25 protein-coding genes, 1 tRNA gene and 1 pseudogene are annotated in these 21,898 nt (G+C 67.9%); 13 read left to right on the top strand and 14 right to left on the bottom strand.

Going from position 1 to position 21,898, the window contains the following annotated elements; genetic code table 11:
* Positions 1-200: 200 nt before the first annotated feature.
* The 4 genes from AFR_RS03935 to AFR_RS03920 form a co-directional block, all read right to left on the bottom strand.
* A complete protein-coding gene (locus AFR_RS03935; RefSeq protein ID WP_023358013.1) occupies positions 201-1,292 on the bottom strand; it encodes a DNA glycosylase AlkZ-like family protein in 1,092 nt (363 codons plus the stop codon).
* A gap of 12 nt (positions 1,293-1,304) precedes the next feature.
* Complete coding sequence (locus AFR_RS03930; protein WP_023358012.1) at positions 1,305-1,916, bottom strand: GNAT family N-acetyltransferase; 612 nt, start codon at positions 1,914-1,916, stop codon at positions 1,305-1,307.
* A 70-nt stretch (positions 1,917-1,986) separates the two neighbouring features.
* Entirely contained in the window at positions 1,987-2,784 is a 798-nt protein-coding gene (locus AFR_RS03925; protein ID WP_023358011.1) for an IclR family transcriptional regulator domain-containing protein, read from the bottom strand.
* A 40-nt stretch (positions 2,785-2,824) separates the two neighbouring features.
* Positions 2,825-4,255 carry an amidohydrolase family protein gene (locus AFR_RS03920; protein ID WP_023358010.1) on the bottom strand — a complete coding sequence of 477 codons (1,431 nt, stop codon included), beginning with the start codon at positions 4,253-4,255 and terminating at the stop codon, positions 2,825-2,827.
* 199 nt (positions 4,256-4,454) lie between these two features.
* On the opposite strand from AFR_RS03920, the gene AFR_RS03915 reads away from it, so the two are divergent.
* Genes AFR_RS03915 through AFR_RS03895 form a run of 5 tightly spaced genes read left to right on the top strand, consistent with a single transcriptional unit; the run spans position 4,455 to position 8,512 of the window.
* Positions 4,455-5,579 carry a CaiB/BaiF CoA transferase family protein gene (locus tag AFR_RS03915; protein WP_023358009.1) on the top strand — a complete coding sequence of 375 codons (1,125 nt, stop codon included), beginning with the start codon at positions 4,455-4,457 and terminating at the stop codon, positions 5,577-5,579.
* Positions 5,561-6,340 (top strand): citryl-CoA lyase, encoded by a 780-nt coding sequence (locus AFR_RS03910; protein ID WP_023358008.1) that lies wholly within the window; start codon positions 5,561-5,563, stop codon positions 6,338-6,340. The genes AFR_RS03915 and AFR_RS03910 overlap by 19 nt, the downstream gene beginning before the upstream one ends.
* A gap of 8 nt (positions 6,341-6,348) precedes the next feature.
* Positions 6,349-7,212 carry a DODA-type extradiol aromatic ring-opening family dioxygenase gene (locus AFR_RS03905; protein ID WP_023358007.1) on the top strand — a complete coding sequence of 288 codons (864 nt, stop codon included), beginning with the start codon at positions 6,349-6,351 and terminating at the stop codon, positions 7,210-7,212.
* The gene (locus AFR_RS03900; protein WP_023358006.1) at positions 7,209-7,568 is read left to right on the top strand and encodes a hypothetical protein; all 360 of its coding nucleotides are present in this window, start codon (positions 7,209-7,211) and stop codon (positions 7,566-7,568) included. The genes AFR_RS03905 and AFR_RS03900 overlap by 4 nt, the downstream gene beginning before the upstream one ends.
* Positions 7,568-8,512 carry a quinone oxidoreductase family protein gene (locus AFR_RS03895; RefSeq protein WP_023358005.1) on the top strand — a complete coding sequence of 315 codons (945 nt, stop codon included), beginning with the start codon at positions 7,568-7,570 and terminating at the stop codon, positions 8,510-8,512. Before AFR_RS03900 ends, AFR_RS03895 begins: the two co-directional genes overlap by 1 nt.
* 18 nt (positions 8,513-8,530) lie before the next feature.
* Here the strand turns inward: AFR_RS03895 and AFR_RS03890 are convergent, their stop codons facing one another.
* From AFR_RS03890 to AFR_RS45825, 5 genes are all read right to left on the bottom strand, one after another.
* Complete coding sequence (locus AFR_RS03890) at positions 8,531-8,899, bottom strand: hypothetical protein (RefSeq protein ID WP_023358004.1); 369 nt, start codon at positions 8,897-8,899, stop codon at positions 8,531-8,533.
* Between the two features lie 70 nt (positions 8,900-8,969).
* The gene (locus AFR_RS03885; protein ID WP_158510506.1) at positions 8,970-9,389 is read right to left on the bottom strand and encodes an ATP-binding protein; all 420 of its coding nucleotides are present in this window, start codon (positions 9,387-9,389) and stop codon (positions 8,970-8,972) included.
* A gap of 105 nt (positions 9,390-9,494) precedes the next feature.
* Positions 9,495-9,857: an STAS domain-containing protein gene (locus AFR_RS03880; RefSeq protein ID WP_023358002.1), complete on the bottom strand. Its 363-nt coding sequence runs from the start codon at positions 9,855-9,857 to the stop codon at positions 9,495-9,497.
* A gap of 18 nt (positions 9,858-9,875) precedes the next feature.
* Positions 9,876-10,049, bottom strand: coding sequence for a hypothetical protein (locus AFR_RS46640; RefSeq protein WP_158510505.1), 174 nt, complete (start codon positions 10,047-10,049; stop codon positions 9,876-9,878).
* Positions 10,050-10,081: 32 nt separating this feature from the next.
* Positions 10,082-10,660, bottom strand: coding sequence for a hypothetical protein (locus tag AFR_RS45825; protein ID WP_148307865.1), 579 nt, complete (start codon positions 10,658-10,660; stop codon positions 10,082-10,084).
* Between AFR_RS45825 and AFR_RS03875 the strand changes: the two genes are divergently transcribed.
* From AFR_RS03875 to AFR_RS03865, 3 genes are read left to right on the top strand one after another with little or no spacing between them, the layout of a single operon-like run.
* On the top strand, positions 10,647-10,883 hold the full coding sequence (locus AFR_RS03875; protein ID WP_023358000.1) for a helix-turn-helix domain-containing protein: 237 nt from the start codon (positions 10,647-10,649) through the stop codon (positions 10,881-10,883). The two genes, AFR_RS45825 and AFR_RS03875, sit on opposite strands and share 14 nt — an antisense overlap.
* Entirely contained in the window at positions 10,880-11,995 is a 1,116-nt protein-coding gene (locus AFR_RS43345) for a helix-turn-helix transcriptional regulator (protein WP_023357999.1), read from the top strand. Before AFR_RS03875 ends, AFR_RS43345 begins: the two co-directional genes overlap by 4 nt.
* Positions 11,995-13,047 (top strand): hypothetical protein, encoded by a 1,053-nt coding sequence (locus AFR_RS03865; RefSeq protein ID WP_023357998.1) that lies wholly within the window; start codon positions 11,995-11,997, stop codon positions 13,045-13,047. The genes AFR_RS43345 and AFR_RS03865 overlap by 1 nt, the downstream gene beginning before the upstream one ends.
* Here the strand turns inward: AFR_RS03865 and AFR_RS03860 are convergent.
* Positions 13,034-13,393, bottom strand: a complete 360-nt coding sequence (locus tag AFR_RS03860) for a YybH family protein (protein WP_023357997.1) — start codon at positions 13,391-13,393, stop codon at positions 13,034-13,036. The genes AFR_RS03865 and AFR_RS03860 overlap by 14 nt on opposite strands.
* 70 nt (positions 13,394-13,463) lie before the next feature.
* On the opposite strand from AFR_RS03860, the pseudogene AFR_RS48760 reads away from it, so the two are divergent.
* Positions 13,464-14,348: pseudogene (locus AFR_RS48760) on the top strand (LysR family transcriptional regulator); the annotation flags it as partial.
* Between the two features lie 730 nt (positions 14,349-15,078).
* Here the strand turns inward: AFR_RS48760 and AFR_RS03850 are convergent.
* Positions 15,079-15,495: a hypothetical protein gene (locus AFR_RS03850; protein ID WP_023357995.1), complete on the bottom strand. Its 417-nt coding sequence runs from the start codon at positions 15,493-15,495 to the stop codon at positions 15,079-15,081.
* A gap of 407 nt (positions 15,496-15,902) precedes the next feature.
* Between AFR_RS03850 and AFR_RS45820 the strand changes: the two genes are divergently transcribed.
* The gene (locus AFR_RS45820; protein ID WP_148307864.1) at positions 15,903-17,087 is read left to right on the top strand and encodes a hypothetical protein; all 1,185 of its coding nucleotides are present in this window, start codon (positions 15,903-15,905) and stop codon (positions 17,085-17,087) included.
* 50 nt (positions 17,088-17,137) lie between these two features.
* Complete coding sequence (locus tag AFR_RS03845) at positions 17,138-18,097, top strand: tyrosine-type recombinase/integrase (RefSeq protein ID WP_438829934.1); 960 nt, start codon at positions 17,138-17,140, stop codon at positions 18,095-18,097.
* A 21-nt stretch (positions 18,098-18,118) separates the two neighbouring features.
* Here the strand turns inward: AFR_RS03845 and AFR_RS03840 are convergent.
* From AFR_RS03840 to AFR_RS03830, 3 genes are all read right to left on the bottom strand, one after another.
* A tRNA-Arg gene (locus AFR_RS03840) sits at positions 18,119-18,194 on the bottom strand.
* Positions 18,195-18,336: 142 nt separating this feature from the next.
* Entirely contained in the window at positions 18,337-19,461 is a 1,125-nt protein-coding gene (locus tag AFR_RS03835; RefSeq protein WP_052359319.1) for an endo-1,4-beta-xylanase, read from the bottom strand.
* Between the two features lie 259 nt (positions 19,462-19,720).
* Complete coding sequence (locus AFR_RS03830) at positions 19,721-20,182, bottom strand: DUF8821 family protein (RefSeq protein ID WP_023357992.1); 462 nt, start codon at positions 20,180-20,182, stop codon at positions 19,721-19,723.
* A 142-nt stretch (positions 20,183-20,324) separates the two neighbouring features.
* Between AFR_RS03830 and AFR_RS03825 the strand changes: the two genes are divergently transcribed.
* Positions 20,325-21,164, top strand: coding sequence for a hypothetical protein (locus tag AFR_RS03825; protein WP_023357991.1), 840 nt, complete (start codon positions 20,325-20,327; stop codon positions 21,162-21,164).
* Between the two features lie 81 nt (positions 21,165-21,245).
* The gene (locus tag AFR_RS03820; RefSeq protein WP_023357990.1) at positions 21,246-21,854 is read left to right on the top strand and encodes a response regulator transcription factor; all 609 of its coding nucleotides are present in this window, start codon (positions 21,246-21,248) and stop codon (positions 21,852-21,854) included.
* The last annotated feature ends 44 nt before the right edge of the window (positions 21,855-21,898 follow it).

Here is a 21,898-nt window from a genome sequence, read left to right as displayed (position 1 = left end):
TGGTCCGGGAGCTGTGGTCCGGAGGCTGTGGTCCGGAGGCTGTGGTCCGGGAGGCGGCTGTCCGGGAGGCGGTGATCCGGGAGGCGGTGGCCCGGAGGCGGTGGCCCGGAGGCCGTGGCCCGGAGGCCGTGGCCCGGAGGCGGTGGCCCGGAGGCGGTGGTGCGGGAGCGCATGACGCGGGAATGCGCGCGCCCCACCGTCTAGGCGAAAGTCACGGTGGCGTCGGGGACCCCACGAGCGCGAGCAACCGCAGCCGCCTCGGCCTCGACGGACTTGCGCGCCTTGGCGGTCAACGACCCAAACGGCGTAACAGTCAGATCGACCCGCTTCTTGCCGGCAATCTTGGCCCGCCAAACACCAGCAATCTCACCGTCGAGCAGCACCACACCCGGATTACCCAGCAGCTTCCAGATTTCTTTCTGCTGCCCCCTGTCCGGCACCAGCAGATCCCGATCGCGGGCCTGCAGCAGAGCATCCATCGCCGGCAGCAGCCGAACCCCGACCGCAGGTGAAGCCGAAGCCAGCGAAGCAACCGCCGACTCGGGCAGCCAGCTCCTACGACCGTCGATCTTGACCTCCGCCAGCCCCGAAGGCCAGACCTTCTTGATCTCAGCCGCGGAACTGCCGAAGTATTTGGCCACCTCGACCGGGGTAGCCGGCCCCAGCATCCGCAGATAAGTCGTGATGAGCGCGTCGATCCCGGAGTTGTGCCCAGGCATCGGCGGGGCGTTCTTGATCGGCCCGAGCGTCGCGTCCTTGCCCCGCGATTCAACTTCGACACCGCCCGCCAGACCTGAGTGCTGCCAGACGTTTCCGGCGATGTGGCGGGCCTCGCAGGATTTGCAGTCGTACGTCAGCTCGCGCGGCACCAGGGCACTGACCTTTGTGCTCGCCTCGCCCCGCGGCATCGACGTCGTGACGACTTCGCGGAACGCCGCAGCGGTGGCTTCGAAGGCTTTGATGCCGAGCTTCATACCTTCGCGGATCTGGTTGCTGGTGATGCGCGCGGTCGCATCGGCGTCGCTGAACGGCCACAGCTGCTGCACCAGCGTCTTGAGGTCACGACGGCGATGCAAATGCGGCGCACCGCGGGCAGCCCAGACCATCAGGAGCCGGTCGTCGCTGAGGTCAGCGTCGGTGCGGGCGGCCAACGCCACCTGCACCGATCCCGGCGTGTATTCCTGCACGCCCAGGTCGAGGACATCCAGGTCGCCCGGCCGGCTCTTACCGCGCGCGGCCAGCCCGAGGGCGGCGACGCGATAGGCCATGACCTGCTTGCGGTCCACGTCCATGGGAACCACCTTTCACCCGCGTCGACCGTACCGCCGAGCTGCGACATTTCTCAGCCGCTCGAGCCGCGTTCCCCCGCCGGCGGACACGAGTTCCCAGGTGTCGAGGCTGCTGGAGCCGTACGGGCCTTCTTGCAGGATGGGTGGCTCGCCGGTCAGCTGGTAGCCGCAGCGGCGTGCCACGGCACAACTTGCCACGTTGGCCGGGTCGATGCGCAACAGGAGGCGGCTGAGGCCGAGTGTGCTGCGGGCGTACCCGGAAAGTAGTGAGAGTGAGGTCGACGCGAAGCCGCGGCGGCGGTAGGAGGCGCCGACGAGGTAGCCGAGTTCGGCTTCGCGGAGGCCGGCGTCGACGCCGAAGAGGAGGACTTCGCCGACCGGTTTGTCGCCGAAGGCCGTGATGGCGAGCTGGATGCGCTGGCCGTTGGCGCGGCTCTGGCGTGCGCGTTTCAGGTAGGCGACGCCGGCTTCGGGGTCGAACGGTGACGGCATCGGTGTCCAGCGGGCGATGTCGGGTTCGTCGAGCAGGTGCACCAGTTCTTCGAGGTCCTCGTCCCGCCACTCGCGCAGCTGGATGCCGTCACCGGTCAGTGCGATCGGGTAGGGCAGGCGGCCGGAGGTCGTCATGGGCCGATCCTGCCCGTAAGCACCCGGTTCCTGCCAGTAGGGGAGCCTTAAGAAAGCAGTGAGCCGGACCTCAGCCGCGGATCACCATCGGTGCTGTATCCAGCAAAGCCCAGTCGTGGCTTATGTCAGCGGCCGCATGCAGCAACAACGGCAGGTATTCGCCTGTCAGTTTATCGACAGTCGTCTCCGCCGCGTGGACGGTGACGTTGAGCGCGGCGACCACTTTGCCGTCGCCGTTGCGGACGCCGGCGGCGATGGAGCGGATGCCGAGGGCGAGGTCCTGGTCGGCCAGGGCCCAGCCTTTGGCGCGGACCTCGCGCAAGGACTTGTCGAGGGCGACCCGGTCGGGTTGCCAGCGGGCGTTGATGCCGGAGCGGCCCGGCTCCGCGAGGACCTTCTCCAGCTCGGCGGAGTCGAGGGCGGCGAGCAACACCTTGCCCATCGAGGTCGCGGCCGCGGGAAAGCGCGTGCCGATCGAGACTGCCAGGGTCACGATCTTCGGTACGGCCACACGCGCCACATACACGATGTCGGAGCCGTCGAGCTGGGCCATCGACGTGGATTCGCCGGTGAGCGCGACGAGGCGTTCCATGTGGGGCCGGGCGACGTCCCACATGTCGAGGGAGTTCACGTAGGCCATGCCGAGTTCGAGGACCCGTGGGGTGAGGGTGTAGCCGCGTTCGACGGCCCGCACGTAGCCGAGCTCGGTGAGTGTGAGCAGGATGCGGCGGACCGTGGGCCGGGCGAGCCCGGTGTCGGCGGCGATCTCGCTCAGGGTCGACACCCGGCGGCCCGGCCGGAAGCTGCGGACGACGTCCAGACCGCGGGCGAGGGCCTCGATGAAGTCCGGTCCGGTTTCCCGTGCCATCGAGCCCCCTCCCCTGGTCGTCAAGCGGTCGTTCGAGCTGCTAATGCTTCCATTGCGCCGAGCCGGCGTCCCACTCGGTGTAGGTGTACGGGTTGTCGCCCACCTTGGTTTCCGGTACGTCCGGGTTCATGCCCCGGGTCCAGGCTTCTTCGCCCATCTCGCCGCGCAGGTGGTCGATGGTGCGGCCGACCTCCGCGCGGGCGGCGGCGAGGTCCACGCCGACCAGCTTGTGGTCGCGTTTCACGATTTTGCCGTTGACCAGCACGGTGTCGACGTCGCCGCGCTGGGCCTGGAACGCCACGTGGCCGTACGGGTTGAGGATCGGGAACATCACCGGGGAGTCGTCGTTCTTGAGCAGCACCACGTCGGCCTTCTTGCCGGCTTCGAGGCTGCCGACCACGGAGTCCATGCCCAGCGCCTTGCTGCCGCCGCGGGTCGCCCAGTCGACGACCTGTTCGGCCCGCAGGTGCAGGTGGGTGACAGTTTCGGCGCGGCTGTGCGCTTCCATGTGCTCGCGGGAGCGGTCGGCGCCGAGTGTCGTGCGCATCGCGGAGAACAGGTCACCGCTCCACCAGACGCTGGTGTCCATCGACAGCGAGACGGGGATGCCGTGGTCGCGGAGCGTCCAGGTGGGCGGGTACCCCTGACCGGCGCTCTGCTCGCTCTCGGTGGAGACGGAGACCGACCCGCCGGTGGCGGCGATGCGGTGGTACGAGTCGTGGTTGAGCGTGGCCGAGTGCACGTACACGGTCTGCGGGGTCATGAAGCCGTTCTCGTGCATGAGCCGGATGCCGTCGTCGTTGGTCGCACCCCAGACACCGGCGTGGGTCGTGACCGGTACGCCCAGCTCGCGCGCCACCTCGAACGCCGCCTTCTCGGGGAACGCGGGGTCGCCGGTGACGTCGAACGCCATCTGGAAGCCGAGCATGTCGTTGCCGGGGGTGATGCGCCGGCTCACGAAGTCGCGGAACTCGGGGCTGGCCGACCATTCCCACGGCCCCTGCTGGATGTTGCCGTACGCGAGCACGAACCGCCCCGGCACCGCCTGCAACGCGTCGACGGCAGCGTCGGCGTGATCCACGGTCTGCAGGCCGTGTGACCAGTCGACCGTGGTGGTGACACCGGCGTCGATGGCCTCGATCGCGGCGAGCAGGTTGCCGGCGTGGATGTCCTCGGGGCGGAAGAGCTTGCCGGACTCGAGGTAGTACCAGACGAAGTACTGGGTCAGGGTCCAGTCGGCGCCGTACCCGCGCATCGCGGTCTGCCACATGTGCCGGTGGGTGTCGATCATGCCGGGCATCAGGATGCCGCCGGACGCGTCGATCACCGTGGCGCCCTCGGGGGCGGTCAGTCCGACGCCGATCTCGGCGATGCGTTCGCCGATCACCAGCACGTCCGCGTTCGGCAGGACGGTGTGCCGGTCGTCCATCGTCAGCACCGTTCCGTTGCGGAACAGAACACTGTCGCTCATTTCTGCCAACTCCCTCACGATGGAGCGGACAGTCGTCCGCCTAGCGGTCACTACCTCGCCGCCAGTGTGTTTCGGCTCACCAGCAGTGTCAAGCAAATGTTTCGGCCAGGTGACAGTTGACAGCTCCAAGTCCCGAGTCAAGACTGGCAAAAGCGCGGACGTCTGTCCGCCAGGCGGTCATCAGCACGGAAGGCGGCACATGGGACCACTCAGCGGACTGCTCGTAGCGGACTTCTCGCGCATCCTCGCGGGGCCGTACGCGACGATGCTGCTCGCCGATCTCGGCGCCCAGGTGATCAAGGTCGAGGGCCCGGCCGGCGACGACACCCGCACCTGGATGCCTCCGGTGCGCGACGGCGTCTCGACGTACTACCTCGGCATCAACCGCAACAAGCGGTCGATCGCGCTGGACCTGAAGAAGCCCGAGGACCTGGACGTCGCGCAACGGCTCGCCGGCCGCGCCGACGTGATGATCGAGAACTTCCGGCCGGGCGGGCTCAAGCGTTTCGGTCTTGACTACGACACGGTCGCCGCCGCCAACGAGAAGATCGTCTACGCGTCGATCAGCGGCTTCGGCACGGGTGCCGGTGCGGGTTATCCCGGCTACGACCTGATGGTCCAGGCCATCTCCGGCCTGATGAGCCTGACGGGAGATCCGGACGGGTCGCCGTACCGTGCGGGCATCTCGGTCTTCGACGTGATGGCCGGACTGCACGCGAACATCGGCATCCTGGCCGCGCTGCACCACCGCGACGCCACGGGCAGCGGGCAGCACATCGAGGTCAACCTGCTCTCGTCGGCGCTGTCCGGGCTGGTCAACCACTCCAGCGGTTATGTCGCCGGTGGCACGGTGCCGTTCCGGATGGGCAACGCGCACCCGAGCCTGTTCCCCTACGAGCCGCTGCCGACCTCGGACGGCGAGCTGATCGTCATCGCCGGCAACGACGGGCAGTTCCGCAAGCTCTGCCAGGTGCTCGACCTGCCGGATCTGCCCGACGACCCGCGCTTCGGCCGCAACCAGGACCGCACGGCCAACCGCGAGGCGCTGCGCCCGATCCTGGTCGAGCGGCTGAGCAAGCGCACCAAGGACGAGTGGTTCCGCGTCCTGCTCGCCGCCGGTGTGCCCTGCGCGCCGATCAACACCATCGACGGCGGGGTCGCCCTCGCCGAGGAGCTCGGCCTGGACCCGGTGGTCGAGGTCGGCGGTGTCCCCTCGGTCCGCAACCCCATCACCTTCTCCGGTACGCCGGCAGCCTACGAGTTGCCGCCGCCCGGACTCGACGAACACGGTGAGGAGATCCGCGCGTGGCTGACGAAGGACTGAGGTTCCCGACCGCGATCGGTACGTCGGACGAGCACCAGATCCGCCTGCTGGGCCAGGATCTCGCCGCCGATCTGATGGGCAAGGTCGGCTTCGGTGAGCTGGCGTACTGGCTGGTCGCCGGGCGCCGCCCCACCCCGGGTGAGGTCCGCGTCTTCGAGACCGTGCTGGTGGCGCTGGCCGATCACGGCTTCACGCCGACGGCGATCGCGGCCCGGCTGACCTACCTGAGCGCACCGGAGTCGCTGCAGGGCGCGCTGGCCGCCGGCCTGCTCGGCGGTGGCTCACGCTTTCTCGGCGTGACCGAGGACTGTGGACGGTTCCTGGCCGAGGTTCTCAAGAACGGCGTGCCGACGGACGACGCCGGTTTCGACGCCCTCGCGCTGGAAGCGGTGACCAAGGCCCGCGCCGAGAAGAAGTTCGTGCCGGGGCTCGGGCATCCCGTGCACAAGCAGCAGGATCCCCGGACGCCGGTGCTCATCCGCATCGCCGACGAGGAGGGCCTGCGCGGCCCGCACCTGCGCCTCTTCGAGGCCATCGGCCGCGTCCACCCGCAGGTCCTCAACCGCACGCTGCCGCTGAACGGCGCCGGTGTCTGCGGTGCCGCCCTGGCCGATCTGGGCCTGCCCGTTGATCTGCTGCGCGGATTTGCGCTGCTCGCCCGGGCCGCCGGCCTTCTCGGGCACCTCGCCGAGGAGCGGCGCAACCCGATCGGCATGGACGTCTACCTGACCGTCGACCGTAACGCCGTCTACGAGAACTAGGAGCCGCTATGGCCACCGTCGTCGCGGTGATCGCCTCCACGCACCATCCCTTCTACTACCGGGCCAGCACCGCGACCGGCGAGGACCGTCCCCCGTTCGCCGACGAGTGGGTCCGCAAGATCACCGCCTTCCGCGAGACGCTGACCGCGGCCCGCCCGGACGTGCTGGTGATGGTCGGCTCCGACCACTTCCACCAGCTGTGGCTGGACAACATGCCGCAGTTCCTCGTCGGCAAGGCGCCGTTCTACGACGCCAACTGGTACAACGAGGAGCGCGAGTTCGGTCTGCCGAAGATGCTGCTCAAGGGCAACGAGGACCTGTCCGCGCACATCCTGCGGGCCGGTCTCGACGAAGGTTTCGACCTGGCGTTCAGCAACGAGCTGCGCATCGACCACAGCATCACCTGCCCGATCATCACGCTGCGGCCCGAGGCGGACCTGCCGATCGTGCCGATCTACACCAACATCTTCGCGCCGCCGCTGCCGCAGCCGAAGCGCTTCGTCCAGCTCGGACAGACGATCCGGCAGGTCATCGAGTCGTGGCCGAGCCACCTGCGGGTGGCGGTCATCGGCACCGGGCACCTGTCGCTCGAGCTCGGCGGGCCACGGCAGTTCGGCCCGCACGGGCCGGACCCGGAGTTCGACCAGAAGGCCGTCGAGTGGATCGCCACCGGTGACCTCGAGCGCTGCCTGCACGAGGTGACGCTGGACAGCCTGCACTCCCCCGGCAACGCCACCCACGGCTTCATGGACTTCATGCTGATGATGGGTGTCGCCGGCGCCGGGCGTAAGGCCGACTACGTGGACAGCCTCGACCTGTTCCACACCATGGAGGCCTACTTCACCTGGTACCCGAACGGGGTGGACGCGTGAGCAAATACCTGATCGACAAGTTCCTCTACATGATCGACCGCGATCCGGAGCTGGTCGAGCGCTACCGCGAGGACCCGCGTGGCACGGTCACCTGGTGGGAGGCCGAGCGCGCCAACACCGTGCTCAACTGTCACGGCGGTGAGGCCAGCACGTGGCAGCGGTTCACCGACGAGGAACGCGAAGCCCTCGCGGCGCACGACCACGTGGCGCTCTTCTCGCTGGGCGCACACCCGTTCCTCACGCTGACGCTGTTCATCGCGATGTTCGAGCGCGACCACGGCCCGCTCGAATATCAGAAGGCCTTCGGCGCGCGCCTCGCGCACTTCTCGATGCCCTACCCGGACATCGCCACCTGATGCGGGCCGCGCTGCTGCACGCCTGCGGCGCTCCGCCGGCCCTCGGTGACCGCGCGGCGCCCGTGCCGGGAGACGACGAGATTCTGGTACGCGTCACCGCCGCGTCCATCACCCCGCTGGATCTGCTCTGCGCGTCCGGCACGTCGTACTTCGGCGAACCCGACACCCCGTACGTCCCGGGTGTGCAGGGTGTCGGCGTCCGCGAGGACGGCACCGCGGTGTGGTTCCCGACCAGTGCGGGCATGCGGCCGGGCGACGGCAGTCTGGCGGAGTTCGCGGCGGTGCGCGCCGCCGACACCGTCGAGCTGCCCGAGGGCGCCGATCACCGGCTGGTGGCGGCGCTCGGGCTCTCCGCGGTGGCCGCGCACCTGGCGCTGACCTGGCGCGGCGAGCTCCAACCGGGCGAGCAGGTGCTCGTGCTCGGCGCCGGCGGCGTGGTCGGGCAGGCGGCCGTGCAGCTCGCCCTGCTCGCGGGTGCCCGGAGGGTCGTGGCGGTCGCGCGTTCCGAACGGGCACAACAGCGCGCGGCTCGGGCGGGCGCTGCTGTGGTCGTACCTCTGGAGGAAGGTGCGGAGATCGCGCACCTGGCGGCCAGGATGCGAGCGGCAGCCGACGGGCCGGTCGATCTTGTTCTTGATCCGCTTTTCGGGGTGCCGGCGGCGGCCGCGTTGCGGGCGCTGCGTCCCGGTGGCCGGCTGGTCAATCTCGGCAGCGCGGCGGGCGAGATTGCGCCGCTGGACTCGGCGACGCTGCGCAGCGGTTCACTGCGGATCCTCGGGTACACCAACAACGAGCTGACCCCGCAGCTCCGCGCCGACACACTCACCCTGATCGCCTCGCATGCGGCAGCCGGCCGGCTCACGGTCGACTTCGAGACGGTACGCCTGCACGACATCACCACCGCCTGGCACCGCACCGACTGCCGCATCGTGGTGGTCCCGTGAGGATTGCCGCGGAAACCGTCAGCTGACGGGCTGCTCGGGGTCGGACTCGTTCGGGCGGTGGTCGGCCGTCTCCTGGCGGATCCGGTCGATGCGGTCGACGCCCCGCTGGACGGCAGCCCGGGAACGCTGCAAGAAGTCGTTGCTGCGGTCGGTCTTGGCCGAGGTCCGCTCGATGGCGTCGCGGAACCGGTCGATGGGGTCCACACTGCGGTCGCCCTGGTGGAGTGCTTCCTCGTCGAGGAGCCGCTCGCGCTCGGTGGCCTGCACCTCGCGCGCGTCGGCGTCGATCTCGCGCTGGTCGGCGTCACGTTCCCGCCGGTCGGCATGCCTGTCGCGCTCGTCCGCAGCGCGTTCACGAGCATCCAGGCGACGCTCACGCTCGTCCAACTCGGCCGCCCTCCTCCGATGCTCCGGCGTTTGCGAACTACCCACAATTCGCAGCGTACAAGCGCGAGCTTCAGGCCGGGAGAATCACCTCACACCAGACCACCTTTCCCGGGGCTTGCGGCTCCCAGCCCCAGCCGGACGCGAGCCGGCCGATGAGCAGCAGCCCTCGGCCGCCGGTGGCCAGGGCACCCGGCGAGACGATCTCCGGTGGCAGCGGGCTCGCGTCGGTGACCTCGATCCGGACCCGGCGGCCGTCGAGGCTCACCTGCAGGTGACCGGGCGGTGGGGCGTGGTTGACGGCGTTCGCCACGAGTTCGCTGGTGATGAGCACCGCGACCTCGACGATCGACTCGTCCACCTGCCACCCTCGCAGCTGGGCCGCGACAAAACGGCGCCCGATGCCGCACGCGGTGCCGGCGGACGGCAGGTCGCCGAGCACGGCGTTCCGGCTGCCGTCGGGCAGCTCAGGTGCTGAGGAAGAGTGTGACAACAGACGCCCCGCTGACTCGTCAGCCGACGGTGAGCGTCGCGCCCATCGGACGGCGCCGGGAGCCGGCGCCGCACCGTGACAGTGTGCCACCGCACAGCCGCGTCGTCAGTAGTGCACCGAGCGTGCACTTCCGCCGACGTCGAACTCGTCGAGCAGCTGGGTGATCTCCAGAACGCGCCTGACCTGGGCAGGCAGCTCGCGCAGCACCAGCAGGCCGTGCCGGGCGGCGAGGCGGTCGCGGATGCCGAGCAGGCAGGTGATGCCCGCGGCGCCGAGGAAATCGAGACGATGCAGGTCCAGGACCAGCACCGTGGGGGTGTCTCCGAGCAGGCCGGCGATGAGCCGGTCAAGATCGGGAGCGGTGGCCATGTCGAGGTCACCGGTCAACTGGATCACCGTGCCGCAGACCGCCACTTCCAGGCGTGTCGTCCCCGTCGCACCGGCAAACTCCAACCGCGCGACGGTCATGACCGGACCTCCCCCTGCTCAGGCTCGACGGTCTGCTTCCCGCCGCGGCGGCTCGGGCTTGACGGCGAACGGGTCACGCAGGCGTGTCATCGCCTCGGCGCTGCTGTCGGCAGTCTCCGCCTCCGGCTCCGGCACGACCGCGTCGGCCGGCGCGAGGAACAGGGAGGGGTCGTGCTCGTCGGTAGATTTCATTCACCGGTCCGATGATCTGTGAGTCGGGTCAGTTACGAGGACGGAGCCTGGAGTTCTTTCAGATCGAGGTTCAGCGTCGACAGCAGGCCACCGAAACGCAAGGTGTCGACCTCGTCGGGCAACTCGCGGTCGACGAAGTCGGCGCGGACGTCCAGGCCACGCTCGCGGAGCTTGGCGATGATGACGCTCTTCTGAATGATCATGTCTGGGCCCGTCGAGAGATGTGGCTTGACGCCGGTAAAAACAAAAAGCGCCGGACGGGAACGATTACCCATCAGGCGCAGAAACGTCAACGGATTCAGAACTGGAGCAAGGCCCACGGTAGCACGAAATTGTTTCCGCTCCGGAAGCACCGGGGCGGGGCCGACATCCCCCGTTTGAATGTCGGCTCCGCCCTGCGGGCCAGGGTGCGAAACCAGGGGCGCGCCGGTCAACGGCACGGGACGACCGGCGACCCAAGTTGCGGGATACCGCAGCGCCCGGATGCGCTTTTGCGCAACTTCACCCCGGCGGAACCGGCAGACCTCGACCGGTAAGGGGCACTGTGATTGCCTACCGGCGTCGATACACCGGTTGCGCACCAGATGGAGCACGGGCTTGCCGAAGATCACGCTGACCGACCGCGAGCGCGAGCTGGTGGCGCTGCTGGCGCAGGGTCACACCGACGTGAGCGCGGCGGAGCAGCTCGGCATCAGCGCGCGGTCGGTGACCTACGTCCTGCGCAGTCTGATGGACCGCCTCGGCGTGGAGAACCGCTTCCAGCTCGGCCTCGCCCTCGGATTTCTCCGCAAGGCCCACGTCCCACCGGTCGAGGACAGGGGTGACAATCGATGACGGTCGACGTCGTGGCGGCGGAGGGAGTACCGGTGGTGACCAGTTCCGTTCCGATCGGCGCTGCCCTGCCCTCACTCGTGCGCTGGGGACTGTCCAGCGATGCGGACCTCGTCTTCCGCACCCTCGCCACGTTCGGTCCGCGTCCTCGGCGGGTGCTGTCGAGCGAGCTCGGGCTTCCGGTCCGGCGTACCGATCAGGCCCTGGCCGAGCTGCACGAGTGCGACGCGGTCGTGTCCACCGACGACAGTCGTGCCGCGGCGCGGATCTGGACCGCCCGCCGCCCGGCCGAGGTGGTCACCGCGCTGCGGACCCGCCGGCTCCAGATCGTGAACGCAGAAGCTCGCGAGCGGTCGCACCACGCCGTGCTGCGGGCCCTGCGGGCAACACCGGTCGGCCGGGACCTGCCCCTGGTCACGGCGCCGGGCACGCCGGGCACCTGCGCGGACGGCGTTCGCTATCTGTCCAGCCGCGACCGGGCCCGGACGCGTCTGGCCGAGGTGCTGGGCTCGGACATCCGCGACTTCCTGACGATGAGCAACGACCAGGCGATCGACGCGGAGTCCGCACGGGCCGCCGCCCCGCTCGACCTGGCCCTGCTCGCCCGTGGTGTCCGCGTGCGCGTGCTGGCCCTGCCACCGGCCGACGGCGACCCGCTCGACGTCAGCGGACACCTGGTCAACGGCACCTCCTTCCAGCGGCGCGAGTCACCCGGCGTGCCGCTGAAGCTGGTCATCGTCGACCATCGGATCTCGCTCTTCCCGGCCGACCCCGCCAACCTCGAACGTGGATATCTCGAGGTCAGCCGGCCTTCAGTCGTGCAGGCGCTGATCAGGCTCTTCGAACGGCAGTGGGACGGCGCCGCCGCACACCTCGCACTCCCGGCCATCCGGCTCTCGGAGCGCGAACAGAAGCTGATCACCCTGCTGGCGGCCGGGCACACCGACCAGAGCGCCGCCCAGCACCTGCGGATCAGCGCCCGATCGGTCACCGGCATCCTGCGGGCGCTGATGGACCGCCTCGGCGTGGAGAACCGCTTCCAGCTCGGCCTCGCCCTCGGCGCCCTCCGGGTCGCCGCCCCTCCCTCACTCGCCCTGCCCGACCAGGAGTCCTGATGCTCGTACGCCTCTTCGCGGTCCTGCTGGCCGCGGTCGCCGGGCTGCCCGCACCCGCGGCCGCAGCCCCGCCGTCCTCGCCCACTTCAGCCTCGGCGTGGCCGTACCCGAAGGCTTGTCTGGAAACCGGGGTCACGCGCCTGATGGCCTGGCGCAACGCCGAGCCGAACACGATCGACGTCGTCAACCTCGTCGGCTTCTCGCGCCCGTGTGCGGACAATCCCGCGCCGGTCAAGGGCGTACGCCTCGCGCTCACGCAATACAACGTCACCGACGGAGTGGTACACGGGTGGATGGGCTCACCGTGGCAGACCAACTCGATCGGGGACATGACGTGGCGGCGTACCGGGACGATCTCGGGTGATCTTGCTGCGATGTGCCTGAGCACCGGGCTGACCGGTGACGTCGCCGAGAACGCGTACTGCTTCCGGCCGGTCTGGACCGAGGACCAGTCGGAGTGGGACGTCGAGACCGTGCCGCTCGACGACCCGATCGTCACCTCGCCGCTCGAACGCATCCCGGCACCCGGCGACAGCGCCCCGGCGGGCTGCGGCAACTGCCTGATCACCGACCCGGTCGCGACGCTGCCCGAGCCGGAGACGTTGCCGGCGCCCGGCACGGTCGTCCCGGGCTGCACCCGGCTCCGCCTCGACTCCGCCGGCCTGACCAGCACCGGCACCGTCCGCCTGACCGGATCGGTACGCGCCTGCGCGCCCGACACCCTCGAGACCCTCAGCGTCGGCACGGTCTTCTACGGCGTGCACGGCGGACGGCTCGGCAACACGTGGAGCCTGGACGAGGGCGGCAGTGTTGTCCGCTTCGACCGCGCGGGCCCCTTGCGTACGGGTGAGGAGGCGGTCTGTGTCACCTCGGGCCGGCAGCAGACGGACGACGGCAGCTACGCCCACCACCTGGCGTGTGTGGCGGTCGAGACGAACTCCCGGGGTGTCACGCGAGTCGTGCGGATTCCGAACAACGATCCCCGGGTCCTCAAGCCCGTCGACGTCGTCTGGAACGGCGACCCGCCCGGCACCTGCATCACCTGCCTGTGAACTCAGGCTGATCAAGAACCCGCAACCAGGTGCCGTCGCTCTGCCGCCGGACCACCTGGGCACGGGCGCCGGAGCCGCCCTTGGGCGGTGTGGAGGTGAGCGCGAGGTCGCCGCTGATCAGGGTCGGCAGCGGCTCCTCGGGCTCGAACGCCGGCAGGTGCGGCAGAGCCTCTTCCCACAGCTTGCGGATGGCGTCCCGGCCGACGGTCCGGCTCCCGGGCGGGTACGCCATCACCGCGTCCTCCTCGTAGAGCAGCGCAAGACCCTCGGCGTCCTTGGCGTTGGCGCGCTCGACGAACAGGCGGGTGAGGTCTTCGGGCCTGGTGGCCTTCTCGCGATCGGTCATCATGCCAGCTTTTCCCCGAACGGATGACAAGTCCAACAGATAGTTCTTGTCATAGCTAGAATCTGCGCTCATGGATCTGCGGCAGCTCGAATACTTCGTGGCCGTGGCCGAGGAGGCCAACTTCACCAGAGCCGCGGACCGCGTGCACATCACCCAATCGGGTGTCAGCGCCCAGATCAGGCAGTTCGAACGCGAGCTCGGCGCCGACCTGTTCGACCGATCCGCCCGCCTGGTCCGCCTGACCCCGGCCGGCGCCGCCGCCCTCCCCCACGCCCGCAGCGCCCTGGCCGCAGCCCAAGCGATCCGCCACGCCTGCGACGAGGTGAACGGCCTGGTCCGCGGACGCCTCCGCCTCGGCATGATCACCGGCTGCACGGTGACACCCCTGTTCGACGCGCTCGCCTCGTTCCACGAACGGCACCCCCGCATCGAGATCGCCCTCGACGAGGCCAACTCCGACGTGCTCATCGACAGCGTGCGCGCCGGCTCCCTCGACATCGCCCTGGTCGGATCCGCAGGCGAGCCCCCCGACGGCCTCGAGTCGATGACCATCGTCAGCGAGGGCCTGATCGCGGCGGTGCCGGCCGACCACCCGCTGGCCGAGCGCGAGAGTGTGCCACTTCGGCGGCTCACCGCGTACCCGTTGATCTGCCTGCCCGTGGGCACCGGGATCCGCGGGGTCCTCGATCAAGCTTGCGCCGCCGCGGGTTTGCGACCGACGGTCGCGCTGCAGGCGACAGCGCCGGGAGCGGTCGCCGACCTGGCCGCACGCGGCCTCGGCGTGGCGGTCCTGAGCGCCTCGATGGCCACCGACCACGAGGAGCTCCGGGCGATCCCGATCGAGAAGGTCGAGCTCCCGGCACTACTGGCTTTGGTCTGGCGCAAAGGCGACAGCACGGTGGTGCGCGCGCTGCTCCCCCACTGCCATCAGGCGTTCGGCATCACCGCATCGCCTTCAACGCCTTCAACGCCGGAGAGATGGCGCGAAGACGTCGCGGCGGTTGCACGATCGGCCCGGGCACGGGCGACATCGGATGGCTGTCATCCCGCTTGGCATTACGCAGAGTCAGCTCTCCCCACGGCAGGCGATCTCGGCCTGCTCACTCCAAGCACTCCCGTCGAAAACATCCCGCGGTGCTGCCTCTTGAGTCTGCGCGTCTTCCGTCTCCACGGACAACGTCACGGGAAACCGCCCGAGCGGCAGCCCCCGAAAGCAGTCGATCTCCACATCAGCGTCGGCCTGCACGGTGTCCCCGGGAGCAACCCACCGCTGCTTCTCAACACCCCGTACCCGCAGCCCGGGCTGATCAGCCCGCAGGTTCCGAACATTGACCGGAACCGGCCCAGCATTGACCAACGTGACCCGCCTGGTGACCGTCACGCTGGCGACCCGGCCGTGCAGAACAACGCTGCCACCATCGACGTACTGGCTGGAGTCCGCGAAGACAAAGACCGCAACCTCCCGCTCCTTGGCGGCGGTTTCGTGTTGCACGTACCAGCCATAGGTGGCGGTGCCGCCGAGCAGAACACCAACGACCAGCGCGACGAGGGCAAAGGGGTGCTTCTTCTGCGGCTTCTCCACAACAGGCCGGTCCAGATCGATCACATGCATACGGTGCCCTCGCCCTGACTCGGAACGGGAACGGACGGTTCAGAGAACGTACGTCACCCACCCCGAGATGCGGTCACCGCGCCGTCAGTTCCTCGAGGGCGGTGGTCCAGGCTGCTCGGTAGAGGTCGCTTGTCACCTTGAACCAGGTGGTGAAGGTGTCTGCATCTCGCTCGTAGTCCCACTCGCCTTCGCCTTGCGCGACGAAGACGTGGCCGTTCTGCTCCCAGACGAGGATGTTCCAGCCCTGGTCGGAGACACGGTAGGGCTTTGCGTTGGTGCCGCAGGGGACGTCGCCGATGGTCCAAGCCCAGATCTCATGATCCCGCTCGGTGATCCAAGCCCACTCGACGACGTGGTCGGGCTGGGTGGTGGTGAAGGTCAGCTCAAAGCCGTGCGCTCCGGGCTCGAGCCGCACCTCAAAGCCTTGGACCTGGGGAAACTCATCCGGGTCGTAGCCGGCCAGACCGGTCATGAGGTAGTCGATGATCATCGCTCTAGGTGCCCCCGGCAGGAATCGAACCTGCGACAAACGATATAGGAATTGTCGATCAAGGGCTGATAGCGACTCGCCTACCTGGTATTACCGCAGGTCACACCCATCCCCCATTGACCGTCGCTGACCGTCAGATCGGCCGGTTCGCCGTCGTAACGGGCACGCAACGGGCACTCGACCGATGGATCATGTCCACTTCCAGTGGCTGCGCTCGCCAGGCCGCGCCTGTGTTAAGAAGGGTTGTGGCAGGACGAGCGAAACAACCTGAGGCCGTCGACCTACTTGTCATCGCACTCTCGCGCCTACGGCCAGCCCCTGAGCGAACATCATGGGACTATGGCTGGTGTGTCGAAGACTACCGCCGCTCTGACCGGGCGGCTTTAGCCAGTCCTAGCGGACCGGTAATGCTTCAACCCGAGGGTGTCGACCTATTCGAGCAGGCCGTCTTAGCGCTATTGAGCCGCAATGGGGTTCGAGACCGCTGGGACTCGGAGGAAATCTGGGGCTTGGTGGCTTCGCTACTCGTCCACGCCAGCAGTTCCAATGACGGCAGAAATGTCATAGCAAAGGGCCTCGACACCATCGAAAAAGCTCCGCCCGCGCTGGTATGTTTCCCTGTTTCCAATCTGGCATGGGAGGGCGAGCCCAGCGTCATTAAAGACTCCGTGATCGGCGAGCTTGGTCCAAAATACCTAGACTCAGTCGGCCAAGCGGCAGCCGGTCGCCACGACCTGTCCGACGTGGCGGCAGGTCGCTGGATCGAAGAGCAAATTTCAAGCCTCGCCGCCTCAGGCGACGAAAGGGGAGGTGTGATTGCTTTTACATCCTGGACGAGAAAGCAAGGCCAGGGTGCTTTCTCACAAGCAGAGGAGTCCTTCGACACGTTAATTGGGCTCGCGCTCCTCCTAGAGGATGATGTGGAAGCGCTTGGCTTGTACAGCGGTAGGGGCAACAGTCATAGGCCCGGCATTCGAGGTTTGACGCTTCATCGACCGGCGTTAGAGCGTGCCAAGGAGTCAGTCGGTGCCGAGCTGTATTGCCGTCCGCTTGTTGTTTCGGACCTCGGACACCACGCCTCAGCGCACTGGTATGGCGAGAAACCATTTCCGCTCCAGGCCCTGGTTCACGAACCCGAGCGAGTTGACGAAATATCGGCGTGCATGAGCGGAAGCGACGCTGTTTCTCGGCGCATGAGGGTTGCCGCGCGGTGGTACGCCGAGGCTCACTGGTCTTTCACTTCCGACGACGCTGTTCTTGCTGTGGGCATTGCCCTTGATGCGTTACTAGGGTCCCGTGCGGGTCTCCCTGGGCGCGCTATGTCGGAGCGCTTTGCTCTCCTGGAGCCCGATCCCGCTGCTCGCCATGATCGAGCTCGCGTCTTCGGTGATCTTTATCAGGCACGTAGCGCTACAGCCCACGGCGGCAAGAGCAGGCTGCTGATGCAACCTGGATTCACCCGAGATATGGAGCGGAGTGCCAGGTGGGCGGCACGCCGGCTACTCAGCCTTTCGAACCGGTTCACGCCCATTGGAGATGACCAACTTGACAAGGTGTTCGACGATCTGCGATGGGGAACCGTTGCATGGTGACTCGATCGGTCAGTGGAAAATAGGTTCGCGTACGAGGATTCTCCCACCCCATCCCGTCGGCCTTCGTCCACACGCGGTGGTTCACCTCGGCCAGCCGTGCGTGGAAACCCAAGACCCGCAACACCTACCGGTCGGTGCTGGACCGGCTCGTGCTGGCCCATCTCGGCGCGGTCCCGCTGGCGAAACTCAAGCCGATCGTAGTCGCGAACTGGGTCGGCGCCCTCACCGATCAAGTGAGCGCGTCTCAGGTCCGTCAGGCGTACCGGCTGCTGTCGCAGATCATGACCTCGGCGGTGGACAACGACATGATCCCAGTCAGCCCGTGCCGACGCATTCGGCTACCTCGGCTGCCGGAGTCGCATCCCGAGATCCTGACCGTCGCCCAGGTCAACCAGCTCGCCGCCCGCTGTGAGCTCGGCGACCATGTCCTCATCCTGCTGCTGGCCTACGGCGGGCTGCGGATCGGGGAGGCGCTACCGCTGCGCCGACGCCACCTCGACGTGGACGGCGGCACCGTGCTCATCGCGGAGGCGGTCACGGAACTTCCCGGCGGCCCGGTGATCGACACCCCGAAGGATCACCATCGGCGGGAGCTGCCCGTGCCGGCCTTCGTGGTGAGCCTGGTCAGCCGCCTGCTGGCCACCTTGCCCGACGACCCGGAGGCGTTCCTGTTCCCCGGCCGCCAGGCACACACCACTCACCGGCAGCAGAGCTACCACGGCTTCCGCCGACGCTTCACCGCCGCCGCCGCTGCGGCGGACGGGCTCAGTGACGTGACCCCGCATGACCTGCGGGCCACCCATGCGACCTGGGTCGCGGACTCCCACGGGGTCATGGTGGCCGCTCACCGGCTCGGTCACGCGAACGCGAGTGTGACCACCCGGCACTACGCCCGTGCGGTGGACGGCCGAGACGCCGAAGTGGCGAAACACCTGGACAAGCTGGGTACGGAACCAGCGCCACGATCGGGCACGCAACGGGCACGGAGGCCCCGGAAGGGGTCCCCATGATTGGTAATCAAGGGTCTGACCTGGTGCCCCCGGCAGGAATCGAACCTGCGACACACGGTTTAGGAAACCGATGCTCTATCCCCTGAGCTACGAGGGCCTACAGCCACACATGTTACCTACCAGCGCCACCGTAAAAGTCTTCGGGCGGGCTGGGTGGTGGCGGTGCAGGGATTCGAGCGCTCGGCTGGACGGACGGAGGCGGCAGCACCGGGGTGCTGCCGCCTTCTAGTCGCGTGGGCTCAGCGGTTGTGGCGTGCTGCGGCCAGCGTGTTGCGCAGGGCGTAGTACGCGGGCTTGCGTTCGAAGTTGTTGCCCATCACCGTTGCGGCTCCCTCGGAGGGGAAGAACACCGGGACCCAGCTGTACTTGTCGGTGAAGCCCCAGATGGTGAAGGAGTTGCAGTCGGCGACGGCCAGGCACGCGTCCAGCACCGTCTTGTAATAGGTGGCCTGCGTCTGCAGCTGCTCGGCGGTCGGCACGCCACCCTCGGGCAGGTCCATGCGCACGTCGAGCTCGGTGATTGCCGTGTACAAGCCGAGGTCGTCGAAGCGCTGGAGCACAGCCTGCAGCTGGTCAGGTGCGCCGTAGCGCATGCTCAAGTGGGCCTGAGACGCGAAGCCGTGCAGTGGCACACGGTCCGCCAGCAGCTGCTTGGCCAGCGCTTCGTACGCGTCGACCTTTACACCAGGCCAATCCACGCCGTAGTCGTTCAGGAATAGTTGGGCTTTGGGGTCGGCGCGGTGGGCCCAGCGGAAGGCGTCTTCGACGATGCTCGGGCCGAGTTCGCGGATGAAGATGTTTTCCTGGCGGTACTCGCCGTTCTCGTTGAAGATTTCGTTGGCGACGTCCCACTGCTGGATTTTGCCGCGGTAACGGCCGACAACCGTGGTGATGTGGTCCTTCAGGATTGCGCGGAGTTGCGCCTTGGTGAAGGTGCCCTCTTCGAGCCATGCCGGGTTCTGGCTGTGCCAGAGCAGCGTGTGGCCGCGGACGACCTGGCCGTGCTGGCGGGCGAACTTGACGATGGCGTCGGCCGGGCCGAAGTTGTACTGGCCGCGTTCGGGGTGGATGAACTCCCACTTCATCTGGTTTTCCGGGGAGACCGAATTGAATTCCCGGGCCAGGACTTTCCGGTACGGCTTGTCGTACGTGAACGGGTCCGGGTAGTCCTGTTCGAGGTGATGACCACCGCCGGCGACCGCGGTGCCGATGCGCAGGTCATGTGGCGCCGCCCAGCGCAGTGGCACATTGGACAGGTGGCTGCCGGCCGGCGTTGCCGCCTGCGCAGGCTGGAGGCCGGGGCCGAGCAGAGTCGAGGTGGCGAGGACGGCCACGGCGACCCGATATGCCTTTCTCAAGATCACTCCTCCGGGAACGTCGGACGCGCCGCCGATCTCGAAAGTTTCGGTTTGGGCGCGCCGGAATTCCTTCGTACGCTAGGCGGGCGTAACAGGCTTCGTCAATGTTTCGGAAACGTGAACTCTTCTCCATGACCGCGTCAAGCAGGCTATCTCCGCGCGGAAGCGACGAGTCAGACAGACCAGACGGCAACCGGTCGAGCGCCGGAAGTTTCGGTAACGCCCTGCGGACATGCTGAATGAAGGCGGCGCTTGGCTTGAGGGGTCAGTACTCGTTCTTGATGACGAAGTACGAGCCGCGGATCGTGCCGGCCAGCTTCGACTTCTGGCGGGCGAACTTGAACGACCCGAGCTCCTCAGGGACGTCCATCCCGTCGGACAGCTTGAAGCCGACCGCCCGTTTCCCGCCGTCGTCGACGGTGTACATGACGTTGATCGACAGGCCGTTCTCGTAGAAGACGTAAGCCATGCGGATGTTCTCGACCTGGAACGCCGTCGCCTCCAGCGGTCGCGACGAGATCACGATGCCGCGCTCCTGCTCAAGGATGCGGCTCACCCAGGCGATGGCCTCTGCGGCGTCGCTCGCGGGCTCGACGGTGAAGACGTGGTCGTACTTGTTCTTGAAATACCGGGCCTCGTTCGCCCGCAGGCCGGCCAGCGCATCCGCGACCGGCGACGATTCCAGGCCGACGGTCGAAACAGTGGCGAAGTCCACGACGTAAGGCATGGCTGTTCCTCTGCAGGTCAGGACGGTCCCAGCAAAGTCAGCCTAGCGTTCGCGGCGATCGATGAGTGTCGGCTTGCCGGGAATGGGTACGCAAGTCTGAATGCGGAGCGGAACAGCGCGAGGAGACGGCGGTGCGCCCGGGATGACCCGGCGCATCGTTCGCCTGTTTGTGCTGCTCGGCGTGGCTGTGGCGGCCTATCTGATGCTGAGCCTTTTTGATCACGAGGCGCGGGCCGACGGTGTTTCCGTTGATCAGATCGCCGCGGTGAAATCCGGCACCGAAAAGACCGTCTCGAAGGCAAAGAGCCAGCGCCCCGCGATCAAAAAATCCAAGGCGACAAAGCAGACCCACACCCCCAAGACCCGGGTACGCACAAAGGTCCACACTCCTGAGGTCAAGGCGATCCGGCACACTGCCCGAGCAGTGGTGAAGCCGGTACGGAAGGCGGACGTCCGGCAGAAACTGGCGAAGACTGCGACCGACGTTCTTGACTCCGAGGTACGGCTGCCAAAACTGCCCAAGGCCGAGCTCCCCACAGTGCCGCAGCTGCCGTCAAAACTGCAGTTGCCGCCGAAAGCCCAAGTGCCGTCGAAAGTCCAGCTGCCGTCGAAAGTGCAGCTGCCGTCGAAAGTGCAGCTGCCGTCGAAAATGCAGCTGCCGCCGGAAGCTCAGCTGCCCGATCTGTCGCAAGCCCGAACTCCGGCACTGACCCCGACCGCAGCTCTCAACGTTCCTGCGCTGCTCAGGTCGGACGACGCCATCCAGGTGCATGAGCCCGAACAGCCGGCAGCACCCGCCCAACCGCCGACCGATCACTCCACCCCCACCGACCAAGCGCGCAGCTCCGGTGGTGGGAATGCACCCGCGATGAGCACAGTCGTGTCTTCGTGGCGGCCCGAAATGGCGGCTTCCGGCCGTCGTATGGCCACCACTCTCCTCGCCGGCGGACGCAGCATCCGCTACGCGGGGCCTCCCAGCTGAACAACCTCCCGCAGGGATCCGGAAACCGGCCGGCACCACTCCGGCCGTACCCCAAGCTTTGATCCTGGCTGGGAGGCCACCATGATCCGCATTCTCTTGATCGAACCCATGAATCTGCTCCGCGGCGCCCTGGCGGCGACGTTGTCCCTCGAGGAAGACCTCGATGTGGTCGCCGAGCTGGACACCCTCGACCAGGCGCCGGCCATGGCCCGCGCGGTGCCGCCGGACGTGGCCGTGGTCAACGTTGCGCTGCTCGCCGGCGACGGCCTGGACACGATCGCGCGGCTCACCGCCGAGCAGCCCGGGTGCGCCACTTTGCTGCTCGCCGGCCCGGACGATTCGGGTTTGCTGAATCGGGCGCTCACCCTGCGTACCGATGGGGTTGTCGGCACTCAGGCCGCGCCGTGCGAGCTGGTCCGGGGAATCCGGCGGCTGGTTCGCGGGGAGCGCGTCATCGACGCGAGCCTGGCCGTTGCGATGGTGGCGGCGCCGCGGAGTCCACTGTCGCCGCGCGAACTCAACGTGCTCAGCGTGGCCGCTTCCGGCGTGCCGTCGACGGAGGTTGCCGCCGAGCTGCACCTGAGCACCGGCACAGTGCGTAACTACATTTCGGCAATCCTGCGTAAGACCGGAGCCCGCAACCGCTTGGAGGCTGTTCGCCTCGCCGAGGGTGCGGGCTGGTTTCAGTGACGGCGGCGCAGCCGCACCTGGCGGGGTGCGGCTGCGCCGGAGAT

This window comes from Amorphoplanes friuliensis DSM 7358 (assembly GCF_000494755.1).
In the GTDB taxonomy this organism is placed as follows: Bacteria; Actinomycetota; Actinomycetes; order Mycobacteriales; family Micromonosporaceae; genus Actinoplanes; species Actinoplanes friuliensis.
Note: the sequence above shows the minus strand (reverse complement) of the source record. Positions and strands in the feature narration are given on the sequence as shown.